Genomic DNA, 21,118 nt, shown 5'->3' with positions numbered 1-21,118 from the left:
GGACGAACAGATTGAGCCTGGTGCCGCGCCTGTCGGACCTTTTCGAGATGGCGGTGCCAGGTCGAGTTGAGTGTGGCGGAGTTCGAGGGGACTCCGCGGCTCGGGGGTTGGCAGTGAGTCATACCAGCCGCCTGCATCCGCCGATGATGCAGGAAACCCAGCTTCCGTTGCGAGATCTGGCCCATGAGGTCTTCAAGCGGCGGGGGCGGAGTTTCCCTGGCCGGTCGGAGGGCCTGCGCAACGCACACTTCTACGACATGCGCGGGCAGAAGCAATACGGTCTCGACATCGTCGGCACGGCACGGAGCGGGACGACGGGGCCTACCAGGCCAAACGCTTCCAAGAGATCACCATGGACGATGTGCATGGCGCGTCGAGGCCTACGCGGGCCAGCCGGACAGCGCCATGAAGCTCCCACCACGGCGGATTGACGTCCGCCGCAGCGGCTGTTCACCGTCGTAGTTCCTGACGGGCGGCCACGAAGGCCGCGCCGAGGCACCGGCGCCACGAGCGGCGGGGCACCGCGCCGGTGGGGGTAGCAAGAGCGGAGCGGACCGCCGCGACGTCACGCTCGGCCGCGGGTCCGGCGGTAAGCAGGATCAGCAGGGCACCGGCCCGGATCGCCAGGGCGGCCTCGACCGGGCCGGTGTCGTGGGCGTATCCATGCGCCACCAGGTTGCGGACGTTGCAGCCATCGTTGAGCAGGAAGGTGCGCAGGAACCTTTCCCAGTCCGGGTCGAAGTCGTTGTCGACCAGCAGGGGCAGAAGACTTCCCAGGCCCGGAAACTGTCCTATCGCGTCGCCGACGGCGCTGCGATAGACCGGCTCGTTCAGCTCAAGGAGCAGCCCCCGCGCCGCGGCCTCAACCTTGGGGACGATCAGGTGGCTGCAGGCGTCGTACTCGCCGACCCAGTAAAGGTGGATGGCGTCGGCCAGCGCTCTAACCAAAGTGGGCGCCGCATTGAACGTGTCGCCGAAAAAGGCCTCGAGCTCGTCGCGGGCCGGCAACGCAAATCGCTCCGGAATCTGCTGCAGCGCTCCGGCGAGAAATCTCCCCTTCATGTTCATGTCGTACGTCTCCAAGCGGACGAGCTCCCTGTCCAGCACCGCGTCGTCGCCAACGATGTCCCGGGCCGGCAGGTCGCCGTCGCGGAACTCCACCTGTCTGCCTATCCGCGAGAAGACCAACTGGCGCACGATCTGCCGAGCGTGGGCCTCGTTGGCTTGCAGGCTTCCCGTCGGCGGGCTCGTGTGCAACCAGATCCAGAGGGCGTGACGCCAATCGGCGGCCTGCTCGAACCCACGAAGGTACCGGCGAAAGTAGGCAGGCGGAATCGTGACCGACTGCTCGAATACCGACCAGGAGACTCGCGGTGCCGATTGCAGCCGGGTGACGGCCACCTGTTCCAGGTCGGTCAGGCCCAAGCGCCGTGCGGCTGCGGCCGCGTCGTTGAACCTCGTACGGATGATCAACGGATCGGTGGCGGCCTCGGCTTCGGCGAGCATCGCGCCGACCTCGTGGCGGCCGGCCTGCTCGGCGCGCGGCGAACCGGCACCAGCACTCTTGCGGACTAGAGTGGCAAGGTCTTTGATGACGTGGATCTGCGGATAGGCGGCCAGCGCCCGATCCAGCAGGTCGTCGGCCGCCGAGTCGGCGGCGCGTGGCGTGCCGCGCGGAGCCGGGGCGGTCAGCGCGCCGAGGACGAGGATCGCGGCGTACGGATCATCCTGATGGGTCACCGCGTCCTCGGCGAGCAACAGCATCGCCCGGATGATCTCGGCGGTCAGCTCGTCGTACTTCACCGACCGAGCCAAGGTCCACGCCCGCAGCAGGCCGATTGCCTTGTCCCGGCGGTCTGCGGACACGCCGGCGGTGCCGGCGACGTCCAGGTAGGCACGGATAGCCTGTCCAGCGCTGGTCCGGCCATTCGGCACGAGTTTGAGCGTGAACACGATGTCCCAGCACCGCGCCCGCGCGACGGGATGGCGCACCTCGTCGGCCAGGTCACGCCATAGCTGGCGGAGGTCGTCGTTCGCGTCGCGCAGGGCCGCGGGAAACGCGGACGGGCCGTCGAGCGGCTCGAGCCTGGCATCCGGGAGCGCTCCGACCGGAGCAGGCTGGAGGACGTAGGTAAACGCGCGGAAGAGGCCCTCCACGCCCGGCTGATCGATCGGCGGATCTTCTTGCGCGGCCAACTTTTCGACCCGCAGACCCGCCTCGTTGGGGTCTGTCACACCCTCACAGGCGGCATTGGCCAGCCGGGCCAGCGTGGGCACCAGTGCGGGATCGTGCCGGTACGACGCGCGACGCCCATCCTGGCCCCGCATGCCGGTGCCCCCATTCACGATCTCGGTGTTGTTCTCCGACCCGCTCACATCGACCCTTTTCACCGGCGCGTTAAACCGGCCCAGTCAACCAGTCGGTGACGAGATCACCCAATCGGCTTCTCCGGCAATCCCGTAGCACCCTCCCCGAGGCGGAGCGTGGGCGTGGCGCCTGGTACTTCCACGCGGCTCGGTTGGCCTTCCGCACTCGGCCGATCTCTGTCGGCCAGTGGTGCTTGACCTCCCTCAGTTGACTGGGGCGCATGGACGATGAAGACCGCCGGACCTCGGTCTAGGCACAGGCAAACCGACCGACTACGTTTCGATCCGTGGCAGCTACGGGGGGTGATGGAAGCCCGTTCTTCGATGCGATCCGGCTTCTGTTGCTCCTGGATGCTGCTGTCCAGCTGATCGCCCGGGATCGTGCCCAGTCCGCGCGCAGTCGGCGTGCTCAATACTCAGACGCTGCTGCAGAAGCTTGACTTCTGGCTGTGGTATCCCGATTACCTGGCGGACGAGTTGCTAAACGAGTTTGAGCGCAGTCGGGAGCCGGTGTTGCTGGAGTATGCGGGTCGGATCCTGGACTCGGAGGAGCCGGAGCTTCGTGCGATCCCCATGCTGCGGTACAAGTTCGGCGCTTACGAGCCGTTGGACATGGCGATGAGCATCCTGGCCACCAGTGGGCTGGTCGTTGTCCGCTCGACTCGTATCGAGAGTCGCGTGCGTCAGCATGCCTACAGCCTGACGCAGCGGGGGCGCGAGACGGCACGGTCGGCGGTGACCGACTTTCCGCAACTGGGCTGGTATGGGCAGTGTACGAGGCTGTGGTTGGGCTGGCGCAGGGCACTGGGATGAGCGGGACAAAGCGCACGTGCAACGTAGCCTCGACGAGGAAGCCCGACGCATCGTCGTCGCCAGACTTCCCGGCAATAGCCCCACGCCACACTCCACGCTCGCCCCGCCCCGCACGCCTTCGCCGTGAGCAGGTCCCTTATCTGCCAAATCGGGTGGCGATGTCGCCATTCTTGCGCCCAACGGCGAGGTGTGATTTCCAGCTTCCGCTTAAAAGGATAGTGCCGCTCAAGCCCATTGCACCGCGAACTGAAAGATGACCGCAGGCCTCAGGAAAACTCCGGGACATAGCGACTGAACTAGGTGGGGAAACGAGCTCAAGCTCCAGCCGCATCCGCCTTCATTGCCAGTCCACCTTGGAAGGCCTTTGCCAAAATCGCCCGTGATGCTTGTTGTGCACTGAAGGAGGTGCGATCGACCCGACCAAGTAACGAGCTTGCGAAGCCAAGAAGGCGAGATGCTCGCCTTACGATCTCCTGCTGCTCGGCAAGAGGGGGTAGCGGAACGGGCATCAGAGCGAGTTTGCTCCCGTTGATGTTCGACTGGCTAACCCCGTCCGTCTTGGCCTGCCAGGCCCATGCCCGACCCCAAGCAGAGTTGATCCAGTAGTTAACGTAGTCAGGATCAGCGACGCTCGAATCGAACCTGACGCGGATAAGATACGATGCGAAGCTGGTCGCCTGATCGCCATGGAAAACCGCCGCCTTTCCAACCAGCTCCGGACTGTTTGTGCGGTTGAACAACAAGTCGCCATCTGCGAGTAGCAAGCGTTCAAGCTCGGAGTCGAGAGCCCGGTACTTCAGGTCGGATAGGTTCAGTCGACCTTCCTGAATGTTGCCCATGCGAAGAACAGGGATGCCGCTGTGCGCAGTCGCATCGGTTCGACGCGACGTTCCGTACTCGATAAGAACTGCGATGTCTCCGAGGGGGGAAACTCGGTAAGCGCTGGGCAAGTCCGGCAGATCGAGCTCTACTGGCTGTTCGCCACGCACCTTTCGAGGCTTATTAACCGGGAGTCTTGGTCCTTGGTCGATCGCCGAGGCTTCGGGGTTCCCGTCCCGCCAGTCATCCGTCAAACGGCCTGAGCAGGCAGCGGCGAGAATGGCTCCTCGGAGGCGGTAGACAGATTTTCGGGCTACTTTCAAGTGGGGAAGAATGGACGCTTGCTTGCTTAGGGCATTCTCGATGGAGGCGAGCACGAGTTGGCGCTCGTCAAGCGGCGGCACGGGGATGACGGTGTTCTTGAGAAGGGGGTATTGAATACTCTGCACTGTTGTGCCGTCTCGGCGACTGGAGGCCAGCAGCTGCGGTCCGCTCATGCGCAAGAAGTACGCAAGCCACTCATTCATGAGCGGTTCTTCCGAGAAGAACGCCTTGACGTCCTGATTAATGGTCACGGGCATTGTGGTTACGGCGACCGGGAGGGTGTGCGCCAAGATTCCGCTTCGGACGACAACAAGGACCGAGCCCGTCGGACAGATTCTAAGCCCTGTCTCGTCGATCGCCTTCCGCGTGACAGTATGGGTGCTCGTATGGAGACGGGCTCCCTTAACCTCCTTTGACGAGATCCAGGGCAGACCCTCTCCCCAGTAGTCTCGGTTGGCCTTCGACGGTGTGAGGCCGCCCCAAGAGTCGAAGATTTCCCCGATCCTTGCCTGTTTCCAGCTTGCCGGAAAGGCCCACTCACTCATCGCGTGGTCCCTTCGCCCTCCAAGAGGCGCTGAATGTCGGCAAGCTCATCGAGAGCAAGTTGGAGCTCCTCCATGGCTTCAGTGACAAGTTCCTCCGGTTCTGGGATGTCGTCGGGATCGTCCAGTGATTCATCCCGAATCCACTTGAATGAGTCGAGCTTGAAGCGGCGATCCCGAACCTCATCCAGCGTGAAACTGCGCCATCGGCCGGCGGGGGAGTCCTCTTCGTTCCGCTCGCTGCGGCCGTTCGGGTCGTCGCCGAAGCACCGCTCAAATTCGGCGAAGTATTCGGCTGTGAGCGGACGCCTCTTCTTGGTGATCTTGGGGACGTTTGCTCTACCGTCGTAGATCCATGTTCGCTCGGTGGGGCGACCCTTTGTGAAGAATATTACGTTGGTCTTCGTGCCCTCGGTGTAGGGGCTGAAGGTTCCGCGCGGGCACCGCAGCACGGTGTGAACGTCGCAATCCTCCATCAGTACTTCAAAGACTTCACCTGCCTGACCAGCGAAGAGCACGTTGTCCGGAACAACGACCGCCGCCCGCCCCCCAGGCTTCAAGATGGTGAGGACATGCTGCAGGAAGTTGAGTTGCTTGTTGCTCGTCTCAACTACGAAGTCCTCTCGGCCAGGTGACTGATTGGCGCCCTTGGTGCCAAACGGAGGATTCGTGAGGACAACGTCGTAACGCTGGCTGCTGGGCACCTCGTAGATCGAGTCACCGAGAGCGATGTGAGGCTCGACTTGGTGGAGATACATGTTCATAAGAGCAAGCCGCCGGGGACGCGCAACCAACTCTTGGCCAAAGTAGGTCTGCTTGCGTATCCGCGGGGCGGTCTCGCGGTCAATGACGCCCCGCGACTCATCCTTCAGCCACTCGTACGCGGCGACAAGGAACCCTCCAGTGCCGCAGGCCGGGTCGCTGATGGTGAAGTCCTTGCTCACCCGGGGATCTGGCTTCATGCAGCGGACCATGCTTTGTATCAGCAGCCGCGGTGTGAAGTACTGGCCTGCGCCCTTCTTCCCCTCGGCGGCAGCCTTCTCCAGCAGGCCCTCGAAGGCGGCGGCCTTCACGTCCGTTTCGAGCTCTGTCCACTCGGTTTCGTCGATTACAACGATGAGCTTCTGGAGGTTCACAGGGTTGGTAAAACGGCTTTGTGCTCCGCTGAAGATGTCACCGAGGATGCCCGGCTGCCTGCCCAGGACGCGGAGAGTCTCTACGTACGTGTCCTGAAGCTCCGTTCCGCTCTGCTTCCGGAGGTACGGCCAGTCTGTGCTGTCGGGCAGCCGTACACCACGCTCGTCCGCCATCTTGAGGAACAGCAGGTACGTGAGCTGCTCAATGTAGTCGCCGTAGTCGATGCCGTCGTGGCGGAGCGTGTGGCAGAAGCCCCAGAGTTTCCCTACGACGTCTGTCATGCCGCCACCAGCCCCTCGTTCAACTCTTCAAGCAGCTGCGCCAGCCGCCCATCAAACACACGGTTCGCACGCCCCCACCCACCGTGGTCGGACAGCACCGGAATTACCTCAAAGTCCTCTCGGTCCACCGAGAGGTTCTGAACCAGGTGCTGCCTGATGTACTCGATCCACTTGGCTTGGGCGTCCGTAAGCGTACGGCCAGCGATCACGCGATCCACCGCGAGGTTGACCCTCTCTTCGGACGTGAGCAGAGGTGACGTGTCCGTAGCTGCGCGCTTCACCATCGAGATGATGTCGACCAGGGCCTTGTGGTGCGCGGCATTGAAGGCCCGCTGGAGGTTGGCCTCGGTGAAGTGCTCCGGGGCGCGCGTTAGCGCCTGCCGTAGCTGGGACAGTGGTGCCGCACCCCAGGCCTGCGGCCGCGAGAGCAGGATCGAGATGGCTTCAACCTGGTCCCGATGCTTGCGCACGAAAGATGCGAACGCCTCCAAGTACTCCGAGGGCTTATACTCTTGGCCCGTTGCACCGCGTATGAGCCACTCCGAGGACACCTCGTCCACCACGCCTGGCGCGACTACGAACGTACGTGGGCTGCGGGGGTAGTCAACGAGCAGCTTCTGGAAGTCCGGATCGCGGAGGATCCGCATCGTCTCGGTGAACGCCCCTCGCAACAAGCCTGGCAACTCGTCTGCAAATCGTCCAACGTCCCCGTCAGGAATGAAGCGGGCGAACAGCTCTCGGGCATCGCCCGACATCTGCCGGTCGACGCGTCGAAGCCGCTTGACCAGCCGAGAAGTGTTGTACGCCCGGTCCTTGTTCTGCCAGATGTCGTCGATGATCTCCGGCAGGCCCTTTCCGTCGCCCTCCGGAGGCTCCACGGTCATGCCCGTGGTGTTGCGGAAGTACTCCAGCAGGGTCCCGTCGAAACAGTCGAACACCACAAAGTGCGACTTGTCCGGGTGCCGCTCGCCCTTGCGGGTTCCCCGTCCGAGCATCTGCTCGAACAGGATTCGTGACTTCACGGGGCGGAGGAAGACGATGAACTCCAGGTCCGGGATGTCCACCCCGGTCGTCAGGAGGTCAACGGTCACGACGACCCCAGGCTTGGGACGGTTGCGGAACTCCCGAATGCGCTGGAGCGACCTGTCCACACGGCCTGTGATCTTGGAGACAAAGGCGTCGCCGCGCCCGAAGATGTCGCGGGCTTGGTCGACCAGCTGATCGGCGTGGGACGTGTGCGGCAGATCGTTGGCGGCAAAGATGAGGGTCTTGGGGAAGCGGCCGTGCTCGCGCTCATGCTCGTCGCAATACGCCTTCAGTTCCTCCAGGATCTTGCGGTTCGAGTCCGGTGCCGTGATCTTGCGCTCGACATCGGCCGCATCGTATGTCCGTTCGTCCTCGAGAAGGTCGAGCTGACGCGTGCCGGTCGACGGGTCGACCAAGTCGATCTGCTCGCCCTCGTTCAGGAAGACCCCGTTCATCCGCACGTTCGAGCGGATCCGCACCACGTCGTAGTCGACAAGATGTCCCTCACGTACTGCGCGCTCGTACTCGTACCGATAGACGAGGTTGTCGAAGTACGCCATGGTGTGGGCCGCCGGCGTGGCCGTAAGACCCACCTTGATCGCATCGAAGTGGTCAAGCGTGTTTCGCCAGACTGACAAGTCGCGGGAGGAGTAGCCCCTGTGGCACTCGTCAGCGATGATCAGATCGAACGCGTGGATAGGGATGTTCAGCTGGCGCACGTCAGCGTCGGCGGCCTCCTCGCCGAAGGCCAAGGCGCCCTCACCGCCAAATAGTTGCATCGCGAGGCGCTGGATAGTGCAGACGAACACGTAGGCGTCGCCGAGCTTGGGGTTCTCCAGTTGGGCGTCGGGCAGGACGTTCGGGTCCCACTCCCCCTCGTCCCCCACGTCCGATCTCTGAATCTTCTGCGAGTAGACCGAGTAGATCTTGTCGAACTTCAACCCTGGCTCCGCCTCGAAGGAGGCGAAGGCACGGACGGCTTGGGCAGCAAGAGCCCGACGGTCGACCAGGAACAGGATCCGGCGGGCAACGCCCGACTTCATGAGCCGATAGACCTCGTTCACCATCGTCAAGGTCTTCCCGGTGCCCGTCGCCATCGTGAGCAGCATCTTGCGCTTGCGTTCGCGGATGGCCTTCTCGATGGCGGCGGCCGCCTCAATCTGGTACGGCCGCATCCGCAGGTTCTCTGGGACTGCCGCAAGGGCAGCCAGCTCCGCGTCAAAGTCGCGGGTCAGCATCTCCCTGAGGGCCGTCGGCGTGTGGAAGCCAGAGACGCGCCGAGATCGGTTGAACTCATCGCGGACGTCGTGGAACCAGGTCACCTCACCGTTGGTCGCGTAGAGGAAGGGCACCCCGTACTCGCCCTGATACCGCGGTGCCTGGTGGACGCCCTTGGCATACCGCTCCGCCTGGACGAGCACGCCCTGTGGGCCGACACTCAACTTCTTCGCCTCAACGACGGCCTGCACCCTGCCTTCATCAACCAAGGCGTAGTCCGCCGGGCCGAGCCCAGTCTCGTACTCTTCGACGGCCATGCGGTCGTAGTCGCCTACCGCACGTCCGATCCTGGAGGGGGTAACCTGCCACCCTGCTCGCTGGAGGCGGGGATTAATGCGAGTCCTTCGGGTTACACGCTCGGATTCTGCCGCCATGACCCGGAGATTAGCAGGCTGGTCGATGTGTCGATCTCTACAAAGGAGACTTGGGCGGGTCTTCCGAGGTGCAGTCACCCGTCGGGTGGCGGACTCAGTCCAAGCGGACCCGAGGCTGAGACCGGTCATTTCCCTAGAAGTGGCGTAGATGCCAATGATAGTCGGCCGATCGGCGCTAGGGGCTGGGGCGCCATGCCCATGCTCGCCGAGTGGGCTACCACGAACCGGGGCCCTCGGCCCCGGAGAGGCTCCCCCGATCATCGGCCACGCGATCGACCTTGCTCACCTCACACGACACCCCCGAAGAGTTCGCCCTCCGCGCAGCCCTGCCAACGGAGCTCCTCCCCAAACCATCGTCGCGCCTGGGACCGAACCACACATGCTCGAGAGCCATCAGGACGGCTCCAGGCGGAGCTGACCCTGGCTGCGACACTGCCGGGAGCATGGCCTAGCGTGCCGGGTGTACCAATAATTGCCATTCGGCGTCCGGCGCTCACGAGGGGACGAGCTGGGCCGAGTCGACGCAGGCCCCCGCTGCTGGCTGGCGCGGCAGTCGAGTCGCCGAGCCGGGGCTGAGACGCGATCGCAGACGCTGGCTGGCGGGCGATGCTGAACGTGGCAGTTCGTCGATCACGTGCCGCGGTGGTACTGCGGTGACCGGTACCCGGCGTCAACGTCTCACACCACCTGGCCTGGGCGCAGCTGGCGAGCGGCTTGAAGTCCCCGACCCCGGCTGACCAGCACAGCCGCTGCCCCAACAACCCGGAGGACGCCAGGAGACCACGCCCGCCGCGCGACAGACGGCCCACCACCATGCCCGAAACCGCACCGGCATCGATCAACAGCAATCAGGCCTGTCGGGCCGAAGGAGCCGGCGTCAGGGGCGAATCATCGAGGTTAGCCTTCGCATCCGATGACCTACTCGCGGATGTACTGAGCGGCAAGCTCAATGGTCACCCCCTCAGCATGAGTTCGCTGTACCGGCAACGGCTCGGAGCGTGATGGACCCATCGGGGACGGTAATGGTCTGGTCGGCATGGGTCGGGTCGAGTAGCACCGTCACCCCGTTGCCGCTGCCGAAACGCCACAAGGGTCGGTCTTGAGGAAGGTCCTTGACCCAATCGTCGGCTCCGGTGACGCACACGGGTTTGGGGGTCAACTGCCCCCAGCCGGCAGGAGGTGCATCGGTTGAGCCTGCTCGGGCGGCAGGCGTCCGGGCGAGCGCAGCGCCGGCCCGCTCGGCCGCCTGTACCTCGTCGGCGACCTGGCCGATGAACAGGGCGGTGAACACCACAGTTGCGATGGAGAGCCAGAAGATCTTTCCGGTGACCCGGAACATGCGTCCCAGCGCGTACAGCAGGAGCAGCACGTTGATGGACACAACGGCGAGCATCGCGGTCGGCAGCACCGTGACGACGAGATCCGTTCGGGTCATTCCCACATCACCAGAATTCAGCCCCCATGGTGACAGGAACATCCCGTAGAGGAGTTCACCGTAGAAGATCATCAAGGGCCCGGCGACCACGAAAAGCGCGGGAAGGACGACCTGCACGAACCACGGCGCGTGCGCCCGATAGAGCAGCGGTACGACCGCGACACCGATGATGATCCCGGCCGCGGCGAGAGTCACCAGGTCCGCGTGCCAGAAGTTGCGCACGAAGCGGCCCGTCAAATAGACGATTACGGTGAACGCACTGACGAGCAAAACATTGTCCAACCGCTTTCCCACAATCGGGCGGGACGCCGCTGCGCACACCGCCGCCGTCATGCCGAGTCCGATGACCCACGCCCAGGGCTCGGCTGGCTGCCCTGGAACGGCGACGATGACGAGGATGGCCAGCAGCAGGATCGCGCAGACGGCGGCGGACCGGGTGGAGTGCACCCGGGGCGGAAAGCGCATGTCCCGCATCGGGTCGACGTGGCGTACCAGTTGCAGTTCGAGGTCGCTCGGCGGCCAGCCGGTGGACTCCGCGATAACGGGCAACTCCTGTCGAGCTTGCTGCTCGTCGCTCCCGTAGACCCGGACGCCCAGCGACTGGCTGCGGACGGCGTGCCGCCAGCGTTCCCGGTAGCGGGGCGGAAGGAGGGACAGGCAAAGGGTCGGAACGGGCACTGCCCACCAGGGACGAGTGGTACGTCGCACCCGAACCAGATAGCTGCCGACTTTCTGAGGAGGCGACAGCAACCGGGTGGCCACCGAGCGCACCCGATGATGCACGATCCTGCCGAGGATGTCGTCGATTCTTCGGCGCACGTATTCGTGCACCTCGGCCGGTATTCCTTCGTAGGGCACCAGCACCTCCAGCACAGTCCGGCCGGGTTCCGCAGGGCTCGGGTCGGTGCCGCAGATCTGGATGCCGTTCGCCTCGAGCAGCACGGTGGCGACGCTGCTGTCGACGGTCGGGACTTCGACTCGGGTCCGGCTCATCCGGTCCGGTCGACCTCGTGTAGGCGGGGACGCCTCCTCAGGCACAGGTTTCTCCCTCCAAACGACTGCCACGCCAGCTGCCGGGTCACCGGCTCCGGTGCGGACTCCCGATACCGACACACCACACCATCGCCGACGCCGTCATGCAGGCCCGACCCTGAGCGACACAGTGCGCCCGAGGCGCAGCAATGATCCGGGGCGCAGGTCGACGGTGGTGCCGGGAGGCACCGGTACGTCGTCGACGAAGGTTCCGTTCAGCGAGTCCAGATCCGTGACCCTCGCCCGTCGGTCCTGGTCCACGGCAACCCGGGCGTGTCGCCGGGACACGGTGTCGTACCGGCCGAGGACCGCTGCCGCCGGCGAGTGCCGGGGGTCGCGCCCCAGGACGAGTTCGGTGCCGGGCAGGACGACCCGGCGCCAGCGGCCGTGCGGGGTGGCCGCGTCGAGCTCCAGCACGAGCGCACCGGCGAGCGGCGTCAGGCAGGCCGGGCAGACCGGCGGGTCGGCGGCCGGCAGCACCCCGTCGCAGCTCGGGCAGGTGGCCGCGGCCTCCAAGCCGGTACCCGGGCCGTCCGCGCCACCAGCGCCGGGCCGGTTGTCCGCGCCCGGCGGCGGACCGAACTCGGCGGCGGACACCAGCCCGGACGACATCGCCGACGCGGCGTCGGCCGCCAGGTCGGCGCCGTCCACCACCGCGTCAACGAGGTTCGCCTGACAGCCAAGACAGATCAGGTCGCCCGGCGAGACGGGCCGGTGGCACCACCGGCAGATCAGCTCCGCCATGAGGCCCCCTCGATCCGTACCCCGCGCGCGGCCAGGCCCTCGCGCATCCGGCGGAGGTCGCCGGCGCGGGGGATGCCCACCATCCAGATCCGGTCGCCGGTGACGGTGGCCTGGAGACCGCGTCCGGGCAGTGCGGCGTCCAGCCCGTATCGGCGCTGGCCGAGCTCGGTGAGCGGCACGATCCGCTGGTTGGCAGAGCCGCGCAGGGGAAGGTCCCCGACGTTGCGCCGCTCGACGTACGGGCCGGCTACGACCGCGTCGCAGCCAGCGACAACAGCCGTGTGCCGGCGCGCCCGGGTCCACGGGTAGCCGGTGTATAGCAGGACGTCGATCTCGCGGTCGCCGCGCCAGCGCAGCACGCCGGCGATCAGCTCGGCGACCGGTCCCGGCTGTTGCAGCGGTTCGCCGCCGGAGATCGTCACCCCGTCCACTGGCCCGGGTAGGCCGGCGAGCCATTCGAGTACGGACCGGACTGGTACGGCGCGGTCGGTCCGGCGGTCCCAGGTGTCCCGGGCAAGGCAGCCGGCGCAGCCGATGGTGCAGCCCTGCACCCAGATCCCGGCCCGGGTGCCCGGCCCGAGCACGGTGACCGGATGGTGCAGCCGGCTGATCTCGATCGTGCCGGGTCCGGCCGGCCCGGTGGTCACGCCAGCTCCAGCGAGGTCAGGTCGCCCTCGTGCCGCAGGCTCTTGACCAGGACGGCTGAGCCGGCCGGCGGCGCGTCCGCGAACAGGGCCCGGGCCAGCGGATTGACCAGCGCGGTCTCCAGTGCGGAGCCGATGCCCCGGCCACCGTGTACCAGGTCTGCGGTGCAGCGCTCGCGCAGCCGTACGCGCACGTCGTCGGCGAGCGTGACCTGCACGTCGTGCTCGTCGCGCAGCCGGCCGAGGATGTTGCCCAGTTGCAGCTCGAAGATGCTCTCCGCGGCCTCCGGGCTGATGAAGTTGAACACCACGATGTTGTCGCCGAGGCGGTTCAGCAGTTCCGGTCGGCCCAGCTCGCGGTTGAAGTGGTCCTCGATGGCGGCCCGGACCTTCGCCTCGACCTGGTGGTACGGGGTGCCCGGGGTGACCGTCGGCCGGGAGCCGCCGGCGGCGTCGGCCACGTACATCCCGAGGTTCGAGGTGAAGATGAGGATGCTCTCCGAGAAGTGCACCGTCCCGCCCCGTCCGTCGGTGAGCCGGCCGTCCTCGAGGATCTGGAGGAACTTGTCGAGGATGCGGCCATGCGCCTTCTCGATCTCGTCGAACAGGATGACCCGGAACGGCTGCTGCCGTACCGCATTGGTCAGTTCGCCGCCCGCCTCGAACCCCACGTACCCGGGCGGAGCGCCGATCAGCCGGTCACCCGAGTGTTCCGACGAGAACTCGCTCATGTCGAAGCGCAGGTACGCGCTCTGGTCCCCGAACACCAGCTCGGCGACGGCCTTGGCCAGCTCGGTCTTGCCGACACCGGTGGGCCCGGCGAAGAACAGCACCCCGCGCGGGCGGGACGATGCCCGGGACGCCTGCGCACCGGACAGGCCCAGGGCCGCGCGCTTGAGGATGTCGAGGGTCTTGGTGACCGCCTGCGGCTGGCCGATGACGCTGCTCGGCAACGACCGCTCGCCGTCGAGGATTCGGGTACGCAGGAACTCCCGCCGCCACGGGTTGTCCAGTACGCCGAGCTTGTACATCCGGGCCGCGTCCGGCAGTTCCCGGCTGGTCAAGCCCCGGTCGTGAGCGAGCCGGGTGGTCTCGATCATGGCTTGCAGGGTCAGCCCTGCGGCGTGCTCGGCGAACGACCGTGCCAGTTCGGCGAGTTCCGGCTCGGGGTGTTGCTCGGGGCGCAGCAGCAGCCGGGCGGTGCGCTCGCGGTCGCCGTAGTCCGGCGGTGGCAGGGCGATCGAACGGACCCGGTCGTTCGTCGCACTGAACCAGGCGGGCAGCTCGCCCTCTTGGTTGAGCAGCCAGATCACCGGGTTGTAGAGGCTGCCGGTCCGGCCCTGCGACGCCGGTACGGGCTGGGCGGTACGGGCGAGCTTGTCCATCCGGCGCATAAACGCGCGTTCGGCGTCCTGTGGATCGGTGGGTGAGCGCAGCAGTTGGGACGCCCGCAGCAGCACGGCCGCGCGCACCGGCTGTTTCGGCCGGGCGACCGCCTCCAGCTGGATGGCCAGCGTGGGCAGGTCGGGTGTCCGCCCACCGGGACGGAACCCGTCGCCGAGCAGCGCCTTTGCCGCGGCGGTGGCGTCGGCCGTACCGATCTTGCGTAGTTCCGGCCCGTCCACGCAGTCATGCATCAGTAGGAAGGTGTAGCCGCTGGTCGCCAGCACCCGGGCGAGCAGTTCGGGCAGCGGTACCAGCTGAGTCTGGTTGCCCTCGCCCACCAGGTACGAGTCGTTCGCGTTGCCCCACAACACGTACTGCGCGTGCGTGGGCAGGGTCGCGTGGATCTCCCGCGCGAATGCGGGCCAGCCGTTCGGGTCGGCGTGCATCGTCACTCCGCTCGCTGGTGGGTGTGGTGCCGCTGCCTGGTCGTGGACCGGCCCTCGGCTTCGGCGGCGACCACCGCAACCGGTCGGGCACCGGGCGCGGTGAGGACGACGGGGGTGAGCTCCATCCCGGAGCCGGCGAGCTGGGTGACCGCTCGGTCGAGGTCGCCGCACCAGGCCGCCTCGGCGGCGGCGTCCGCCTCCGCGTCCTCCGCGCCCGCCCCGGCGCGGTACACCATCGCCACCAGCTGCCGCTGCTCGGCGTCGACCCGCATCCGGATCAGGTGTTCGGGCTGGGCCGGGTGGCACACCTCGAGCATGCCCTCGGTCGCCTCGCCGACGGAGAAGTCCGGTCCGACCAGGTATCCCAGTTCGCCGAGCACATCGGCGACCGCGTCGGTCACCGTCGCCGCGCTGGCCCTGGCCTCCACCTGTCCCCGTAGCTTCGCGACCAGGTCGAGCAGCGCGTCGTCCAGCTCCCGCCGGCCGGCCACCACCTCATCGAGGGCCCCACGGGCATCGCCCAGGCGGTCCGGGTCCAGCCCGTGTTCCGGGCGGTACGGCTCCATCGCGTCGAGCAGCTGCGCCGCGGTAACCGCGTCGTCATGCCGGCGGCCGACCCGGTCGTTCGCCTCCTGGATGCGCAGCCGCAGCTCGACCAGGTGGGCTGCCCGGTCCGTACGTTGCGCCGCCGCCTCGGCGGCCTCCTCGACGAGGTCCCGGTCGCCGGCGTCGGCACGGGCGTCGAGCGTGGCCAGCATCCGCGCCAGCACGGCCACGGCGTCCGATCCGGAACCGGGCGCCGGCCCCGGCTCGTCCGGTCGGAGCAGGTCGACCGCGCTGACCAGCGGCCCGGCGGGGTGGGCGGCCAACAGCGCCGCCAGCCGGGGTACGGCCTGCGCGGCGATCGCCGCACCGGCGCGCGCGTGCGCCGCGCGGACCAGCGCGGGCACCGCCGCACACCACTGCTCGGCTGCCGGACAGGGTATGGGTGGTTCGAGCCCGGGGTCCGGGGGGAGCCCGGCGGCGGCGAGTGCGGCAGCGGCCCCGGCGGCCTCGACGCGGGCCCGGACGAGCCGCTGCGTGAGCCGTTCCCGCTCGTCGGCCGCCCGTGCCTCGGCGGCCTCCAGCGCCGCGCGTCGGCTACGCCGCTCCTCGGTGAGTTGCCGGATCCGGGCGTTCCGCGCGGCGGCCTCGGCCGGGTCCAGCGCCAGCAACTCACCGAGGCCGGTGGCGAGGCGCATGCCCGCGACCCCGTACCCGACGATGCTGATCCCGCTCACGGTTGTCCACCTCCAAAGTTGTGACCGACCGGGGGGTGACCGGCGGGAGCCCACCGGGTGTCCTCGTCCAGCAACGCCCGTCGCCGATTGCCGTGCAGCTGGTTGAAGCGGAGGATCCGGACCAGTGCCCAGGTCAGGTGGCCGGCCGCCCCGCCCAGGATGACGATCGCGTACAGGCCACTACCGAGGCCGATCAGCGGTCCGATGACGCAGAGGCCGACGCAGCAGAGGCCGACGGAGGCGACGCCGAGAAGCGGCCCCGGCACCCGCGCGCGGACCGTGTTGCCGGCACGCCGGATGAACGCCCACACGTCCGGCACCCACCGCCAGAGCCGCCACAACGCGGACAGCGCCGACCACCCGGGGTGGTAGTAGGCGCCGACACGGCCCGCCACGACCAACTCGGCCGCGGTGTTGGTGAGCCAGGCCAGCCCGTACGCCACCATGACCGCGGTGGCCCTGGCCGGAGTGCCGCTGGCAGGGCCGAACGGGCTGATCGCGACGATGGCGGCGGCCACGCCGGTGAGCATCACCACGGCCCAGATCCCGGCGGCCGCGGCGGCGTACCAGAGCGCCCTGCCCACGCCCGCGGTCCGGGTCTGCTCCTCCTGCTCCCAGGTCCGCCGGCCCCGGTTGCGTTCGGCGAGCAGCCGGGCGTACTCGGCCTCGGCGACCGGCGCAACGGTCAGCACGGCCAGCGCGACCGCCGGGCCCTGCCCCGGGTGCAACGCGTCGAACCAGGGCGGTCGCTCCAGGACCGCCTCGCGGGCCGCGGTCGCGCGCTGTGCGAGCAGCGGCGGCAGGTCGGGGTCGGCCGCCGCGCGGAGTAGGGCCGCGAGATGGGTGCCGGCGGTGCGGGCCAACGCGTCCTGGGCCGGTGCCGGCAGGTCGTGCATCGAGCGAATCGCGTCGAGCTGGGCCAGGGAGTCGCGCCAGCGGCGGTCGACCTCGACCAGTCCGGCGCCCCCGGCGAACTGCGCCAGCAGGCCCAGCAGCTGGTACCGCCACAGATCCTCGGCGATCCCGGCGGCGGCACCGGTTCCGGCTTCGGCCGCCGCGGCGACGTCGGCCACGTGTTCGGGCAGCAGTGACGTATTCCGGTAGGTCGGCGGCATGGCCGGGTCCAGCCAGCGCAGCAGGTGCACCATGCGTACCTCGGGCGGTACGTCGGCGGTGAGCACCTGGTCGATCAGCCGGATGCGCTGCTCGACGTCCTCGTCGAACTGTTCGAGCCACGTGCGCAGCAGCCGCCAGCCCTCGCCCGGCTCGGCGGCCGTGCCGATGCGCTCGAGGAACGTCTGCCGTGCTCGGTCCCAGTGCGTCGCGAACGCGCGCGCCGCCTCGGCACGGGTCCAACAGGTCCGGTCCGCCACGACCAGCGGTCGGCCGGCCCGTACGTCGGTGACGGCGTGCACCTTCGGGGTCCCGCCGGCGAGCCAGGACCGCACCTGGGGCTCGGCCCACCGGTGGTCGGGGTCGCGCACGAGCAGGCCACGGCAGAGCAGCCGGAGCCGGTCGTCGGCGATGCCGTCCAGCGGTACGTCGCGTACCAGCAGTTCGTGCATGGCGACCTGCTCGCTGAGGCCGGCGAACGGTGCCTCACCGGTGGCCAGTTGCCGGACGATCATGCCGAGCGCCCACCAGTCCTGGGCCGGGGAGAAGCGGCCGGAGAAGGACTCCGGTGCGGCGTAGGCGATCGTGTGCGCCCGCCGGGTGAACCGCTTGGACGCGTCACCGAGGTACTTGCTCAACCCGAAGTCGCTGAGCGCCAGCGAGAGCGGCGCGACCCGGCGGACCAGGATGTTCGACGGCTTGAGGTCGCTGTGCGTGAGGTGTGCGCGGTGCAGCTCGCCCAGGGCCTCGGTGATCTGCCGGATCGCCTCGACGACGTCCACCCCGGACAGCGGGGTCGCCCCGGCCGCGTCGAGCTGCTCGGCCAGGCTGCCGCCGGGCACGTACTCCATCAGCTCCCAGTGCCGGCCGTGGTCGTACCCGGTCCGGTGCGGCGCCGTGAGATGAGTACGGTCGAGTGTGGTCAACCGGCGGGACACCTCGGCGTCGACCACGACGTACCGACGGTAGATCTTGACGATGCGTTCCCGGCCCTCGGCGTCCCGCACGAGCACGACGTCCGCCTCACCGCCTCCGGGCAGGTCGCGGACGATCTGCCAGGTACCGCGCAGCGGCTCGGGCAGCCTGATCAGGCCAGCGGTCCAGTCGTCGGTGTGCGGTCCCGCCGCCGGCCCGGTCCCGTTAGGCATTGGCTCGCGCCGGGTCGCGGACAGGCCCAGATCACCGGTCGGGTCCTCCCGGCGCGTCGGCGGCGGGCCGGGCACGTGCTCCTGCGGCGACGGGCCCGACTCGGACACCGGGTTCTCAACGCTCATGGCCGGCCCCGAAAGGAACGCTCCGCCAACCTGGCGCGGTCACTGTCCACTTCCTCCGTCCACCTGCTAACGAGACGAGGTCCAGGGGCCCGGAGACCGACCTCCGGCCCGGCTGCCACCAGCGTCAGCGTGCCCCCGGCGGCGAGCCGGCCGATATGTCTGGATCGCGTCGTCATGGGGTGTCCCTTCACCGCAGCCGCTCGCGAGGGCAGGAGGGCGTGTGATTAGCTGGCAGCGCTCCGAAACAACAAGTAACAGAGTGAAGACCCTTCACTATATAAGGAAGCTTCACTGCGGTCTACCATGCCCCGACATGCGTCGATGGCTCAGCCGTAGCGGAAGCCGTAGGAAGAGGTAGGAATGCCACCATCCGTCGAGGACGCCACTGCCCGGTCGGCCTCGCGTCGCGATCGCCTGCGGGCCGAGTTGCACCGCGATGCGCTCATGGCAGCCCGCAAGCTCATCGCCGAGCAGGGCATAGAGGCGCTGAGCGTGTCGACGGTCGCCCGCGAGGTTGGGGTGACACCACCGGCGCTCTACCGCTACTTCGAGGGAAAGCTGGGCCTGACCCATGCCGTCTACGAAGCGGTCACGCGCGACTTCGTGGCGGTCGTCGCGGAGACCGTAGGCACGGTGGACCCGGAAGACTTCGGCGGCAAGCTCTACGCGGCCACCCGAGCTGTGCTGGACTGGTCGGTCGCGAACCCCGGCGAGTTCGATCTGCTCATGGGAGCCGGCTACCGGCGGCTGGTCGCATCCGGACGCCACACCGACCAGGTGCTGCTCCAGGAACTGGGTGGCCTGTTCGGGCAGACCTTCGTGCAACTGTGGCGCCGGGGCATCCTGCCGTACCCGGCCGACGAGGCAATCGAACCGGAACTACGGCCGCAGATGGCCACCTACCGGGACCACCTGGGGCACGACCTCCCGATCGGGGTCGCCATGGTGATGATCACCTGCTGGCGGCAGATCTACGGACTGCTCTGCATGGCCGTCTACGGACACTTCGCTGCGATGTTCGACGACCACCTACCCCTGTTCGAGAACATGATGGACGACCTGCTCGCCCTGTGCGGCGTACCGCGCAAGCGGTGAGCATCTGCGTCCCCGGTGGGCTCTGCGCTGACCGAGTGGTCCAGCAGCCAGGCGTCGCGAGAGCCGCCGGCTTCAGGTGCGAGCATGCCAGGGCTCCTCATACCGGCTGGCGAATACAGCAGGTAGCGAATACCGCGCACCGCCAGGTCACCGAGCGGACATGTCGGTCTATGGCGTGCCGCTGCTGCTCGGCGAGGAGGAGGGCTACTTCGGCGACCTGGGGTGAGCATCCGTGGGCCTGCCGATGAGCAGCAGGTGCTGGAGGACCTGCTGCAGGCACGTCTTGAACAGTCACCTGGGCCGCGCTCCACTTGCATCCGCAACTGTCGATGAGAGTGCACCCCCATTACCTTCTTGGTGGCCCTGCAATGGGGCGCCCGGCCTCCGGTCCGGCATGACTGCTCCCCCCTGTTGAACGTATGGCCTGGGGGGTGGTGTCACCGGCCCGGAGGCATCGACAGACCGCTGATTAGGGGCATGACCACCGGCTTGTCCGCAGGCCGGGAGGCTCTTCGTAATGTGGATGTGGCGATCGGTGCCGTGGGACGGCCGGGCGGGGACGACCGAAGGACGCACGTGATCGACGTCAGCGACATTGGAGTCTTCCTCGGCCTAGACGTTGGCAAGGGCGAACACCACGCCACCGCCGTAACCCCGGCCGGGAAGAAGGCTTTCGACAGGCGGCTGCCCAACAGCGAACCCAAGCTCCGCGAGCTCCTCGGCAAGCTCCAGGCCAAGCACGGAACCGTGCTTGTTGTGGTCGACCAGCCGGCCTCCATCGGCGCCCTGCCGCTCGCGGTCGCCCGTGACATGGGCTGCCCGGTTGCCTACCTGCCCGGACTGACCATGCGTCGGATCGCCGACCTCTACCCGGGCGAGGCGAAGACCGACGCTCGCGACGCGTTCATCATCGCGGACGCAGCCCGCCTCATGCCCCACACGCTCCGCTCGGTCGAGCTCGAAGACGAGACCATCGCCGAGATGGAGATGCTCGTCGGCTTCGACGACGATCTGGCCGGCGAGGCAACCCGCGTCAGCAACCGGCTCCGCGGCCTGCTCACCCAGATCCACCCACACCTGGAACGCGTCCTGGGCCCGCGCCTCCAGCACCCGGCCGTCCTCGCGCTGCTGGAGCGTTTCGGCTCCCCAGCCCAGATCCGAAAGGCAGGACGCCGACGCCTGGTCAGTCTGCTGCGGCCGAAGGCCCCGCGGATGGCCGAGCGCCTGGTCGAGGACATCTTCACCGCTCTGGACGAGCAGACCGTCGTCGTCCCCGGCACGGACGCGGCCGCGCTCATCGTCCCGAGCCTGGCCGGCTCACTGGCAACCGTCCTGGACCAGCGCAACGTACTGGCCGTCCGGATCCAGGAACTGCTGGACAGCCACCCTCTTTCGAAGGTCCTGACGTCGATGCCGGGGATCGGCGTCAGGACCGGAGCCAGGATCCTCATCGACGTCGGCGACGGCAGCAGCTTCCCCACCGCCGCCCACCTCGCAGCCTACGCAGGCCTCACCCCGGCCACCCGCTCCTCCGGCTCCTCCATCCGCGGCGAACAACCCTCCAGACGCGGCAACAAGCAGCTCAAACGCGCCTTCTTCCTGTCCTCGTTCGCGTCCCTGGCCGACCCCGTCTCACGGGCCTACTACGACAAGAAGATCACCCAGGGCAAGCACCATACCCAAGCCCTGCTCTGCCTCGCACGACGCC

General features: G+C 67.7%; 13 protein-coding genes. 3 read left to right on the top strand and 10 right to left on the bottom strand.

From position 1 onward, the window contains the following. Positions 1–450 precede the first annotated feature (450 nt). Positions 451–2,391: a hypothetical protein gene (locus FXF52_RS43180; protein WP_255472119.1), complete on the bottom strand. Its 1,941-nt coding sequence runs from the start codon at positions 2,389–2,391 to the stop codon at positions 451–453. Between the two features lie 381 nt (positions 2,392–2,772). Here FXF52_RS43180 and FXF52_RS19325 point away from each other — a divergent pair, with 381 nt between their 5' ends. After that, positions 2,773–3,180, top strand: a complete 408-nt coding sequence (locus tag FXF52_RS19325) for a hypothetical protein (protein ID WP_148798524.1) — start codon at positions 2,773–2,775, stop codon at positions 3,178–3,180. Positions 3,181–3,494: 314 nt separating this feature from the next. On the opposite strand, the gene FXF52_RS19320 is transcribed toward FXF52_RS19325, so the two are convergent. The 9 genes from FXF52_RS19320 to FXF52_RS19280 form a co-directional block, all read right to left on the bottom strand. Next, positions 3,495–4,868: a restriction endonuclease subunit S gene (locus FXF52_RS19320; RefSeq protein WP_148798522.1), complete on the bottom strand. Its 1,374-nt coding sequence runs from the start codon at positions 4,866–4,868 to the stop codon at positions 3,495–3,497. Continuing rightward, positions 4,865–6,283 (bottom strand): class I SAM-dependent DNA methyltransferase, encoded by a 1,419-nt coding sequence (locus FXF52_RS19315; protein WP_148798520.1) that lies wholly within the window; start codon positions 6,281–6,283, stop codon positions 4,865–4,867. Before FXF52_RS19315 ends, FXF52_RS19320 begins: the two co-directional genes overlap by 4 nt. Further along, positions 6,280–8,844 carry a DEAD/DEAH box helicase family protein gene (locus FXF52_RS19310; protein WP_222870573.1) on the bottom strand — a complete coding sequence of 855 codons (2,565 nt, stop codon included), beginning with the start codon at positions 8,842–8,844 and terminating at the stop codon, positions 6,280–6,282. The genes FXF52_RS19315 and FXF52_RS19310 overlap by 4 nt, the downstream gene beginning before the upstream one ends. 1,078 nt (positions 8,845–9,922) lie before the next feature. Next, positions 9,923–11,389: a hypothetical protein gene (locus FXF52_RS19305; RefSeq protein ID WP_148798516.1), complete on the bottom strand. Its 1,467-nt coding sequence runs from the start codon at positions 11,387–11,389 to the stop codon at positions 9,923–9,925. Positions 11,390–11,530: 141 nt separating this feature from the next. Further along, the gene (locus tag FXF52_RS19300; RefSeq protein WP_148798514.1) at positions 11,531–12,172 is read right to left on the bottom strand and encodes an FHA domain-containing protein; all 642 of its coding nucleotides are present in this window, start codon (positions 12,170–12,172) and stop codon (positions 11,531–11,533) included. Next, positions 12,160–12,819 carry a 4Fe-4S single cluster domain-containing protein gene (locus FXF52_RS19295; RefSeq protein WP_148798512.1) on the bottom strand — a complete coding sequence of 220 codons (660 nt, stop codon included), beginning with the start codon at positions 12,817–12,819 and terminating at the stop codon, positions 12,160–12,162. Before FXF52_RS19295 ends, FXF52_RS19300 begins: the two co-directional genes overlap by 13 nt. Beyond that, positions 12,816–14,648 carry an AAA family ATPase gene (locus tag FXF52_RS19290; RefSeq protein WP_148798510.1) on the bottom strand — a complete coding sequence of 611 codons (1,833 nt, stop codon included), beginning with the start codon at positions 14,646–14,648 and terminating at the stop codon, positions 12,816–12,818. Before FXF52_RS19290 ends, FXF52_RS19295 begins: the two co-directional genes overlap by 4 nt. Before the next feature lie 2 nt (positions 14,649–14,650). Beyond that, positions 14,651–15,928, bottom strand: coding sequence for a hypothetical protein (locus FXF52_RS19285; protein WP_148798508.1), 1,278 nt, complete (start codon positions 15,926–15,928; stop codon positions 14,651–14,653). Beyond that, a complete protein-coding gene (locus tag FXF52_RS19280) occupies positions 15,925–18,315 on the bottom strand; it encodes a serine/threonine-protein kinase (RefSeq protein WP_148798506.1) in 2,391 nt (796 codons plus the stop codon). The genes FXF52_RS19285 and FXF52_RS19280 overlap by 4 nt, the downstream gene beginning before the upstream one ends. A 444-nt stretch (positions 18,316–18,759) precedes the next feature. Here FXF52_RS19280 and FXF52_RS19275 point away from each other — a divergent pair, with 444 nt between their 5' ends. Both FXF52_RS19275 and FXF52_RS19270 read left to right on the top strand, forming a co-directional pair. Then, positions 18,760–19,410: a TetR/AcrR family transcriptional regulator gene (locus FXF52_RS19275; protein WP_222870572.1), complete on the top strand. Its 651-nt coding sequence runs from the start codon at positions 18,760–18,762 to the stop codon at positions 19,408–19,410. Positions 19,411–19,986: 576 nt separating this feature from the next. Then, a partial coding sequence (locus FXF52_RS19270; RefSeq protein ID WP_148798502.1) for an IS110 family transposase occupies positions 19,987–21,118 on the top strand: 1,132 nt, incomplete at its 3' end.

Origin of the sequence: Micromonospora sp. MP36, assembly GCF_008119785.1 — a bacterium.
Taxonomy (GTDB): domain Bacteria; phylum Actinomycetota; class Actinomycetes; order Mycobacteriales; family Micromonosporaceae; genus Micromonospora.
The sequence above is the reverse complement of the archived record's forward strand: the minus strand, read 5'-3'. Positions and strand labels throughout refer to the sequence as shown.

Bases quoted from the DNA above. Each gene is read 5' to 3' on its own strand.
- FXF52_RS19320 (WP_148798522.1), bottom strand. From the start codon at position 4,868: ATGAGTGAGTGGGCCTTTCCGGCAAGCTGGAAACAGGCAAGGATCGGG.
- FXF52_RS19315 (WP_148798520.1), bottom strand. From the start codon at position 6,283: ATGACAGACGTCGTAGGGAAACTCTGGGGCTTCTGCCACACGCTCCGC.
- FXF52_RS19310 (WP_222870573.1), bottom strand. From the start codon at position 8,844: ATGGCCGTCGAAGAGTACGAGACTGGGCTCGGCCCGGCGGACTACGCC.
- FXF52_RS19305 (WP_148798516.1), bottom strand. From the start codon at position 11,389: ATGAGCCGGACCCGAGTCGAAGTCCCGACCGTCGACAGCAGCGTCGCC.
- FXF52_RS19300 (WP_148798514.1), bottom strand. From the start codon at position 12,172: ATGGCGGAGCTGATCTGCCGGTGGTGCCACCGGCCCGTCTCGCCGGGC.
- FXF52_RS19290 (WP_148798510.1), bottom strand. From the start codon at position 14,648: ATGCACGCCGACCCGAACGGCTGGCCCGCATTCGCGCGGGAGATCCAC.
- FXF52_RS19280 (WP_148798506.1), bottom strand. From the start codon at position 18,315: ATGAGCGTTGAGAACCCGGTGTCCGAGTCGGGCCCGTCGCCGCAGGAG.
- FXF52_RS19275 (WP_222870572.1), top strand. From the start codon at position 18,760: ATGGCAGCCCGCAAGCTCATCGCCGAGCAGGGCATAGAGGCGCTGAGC.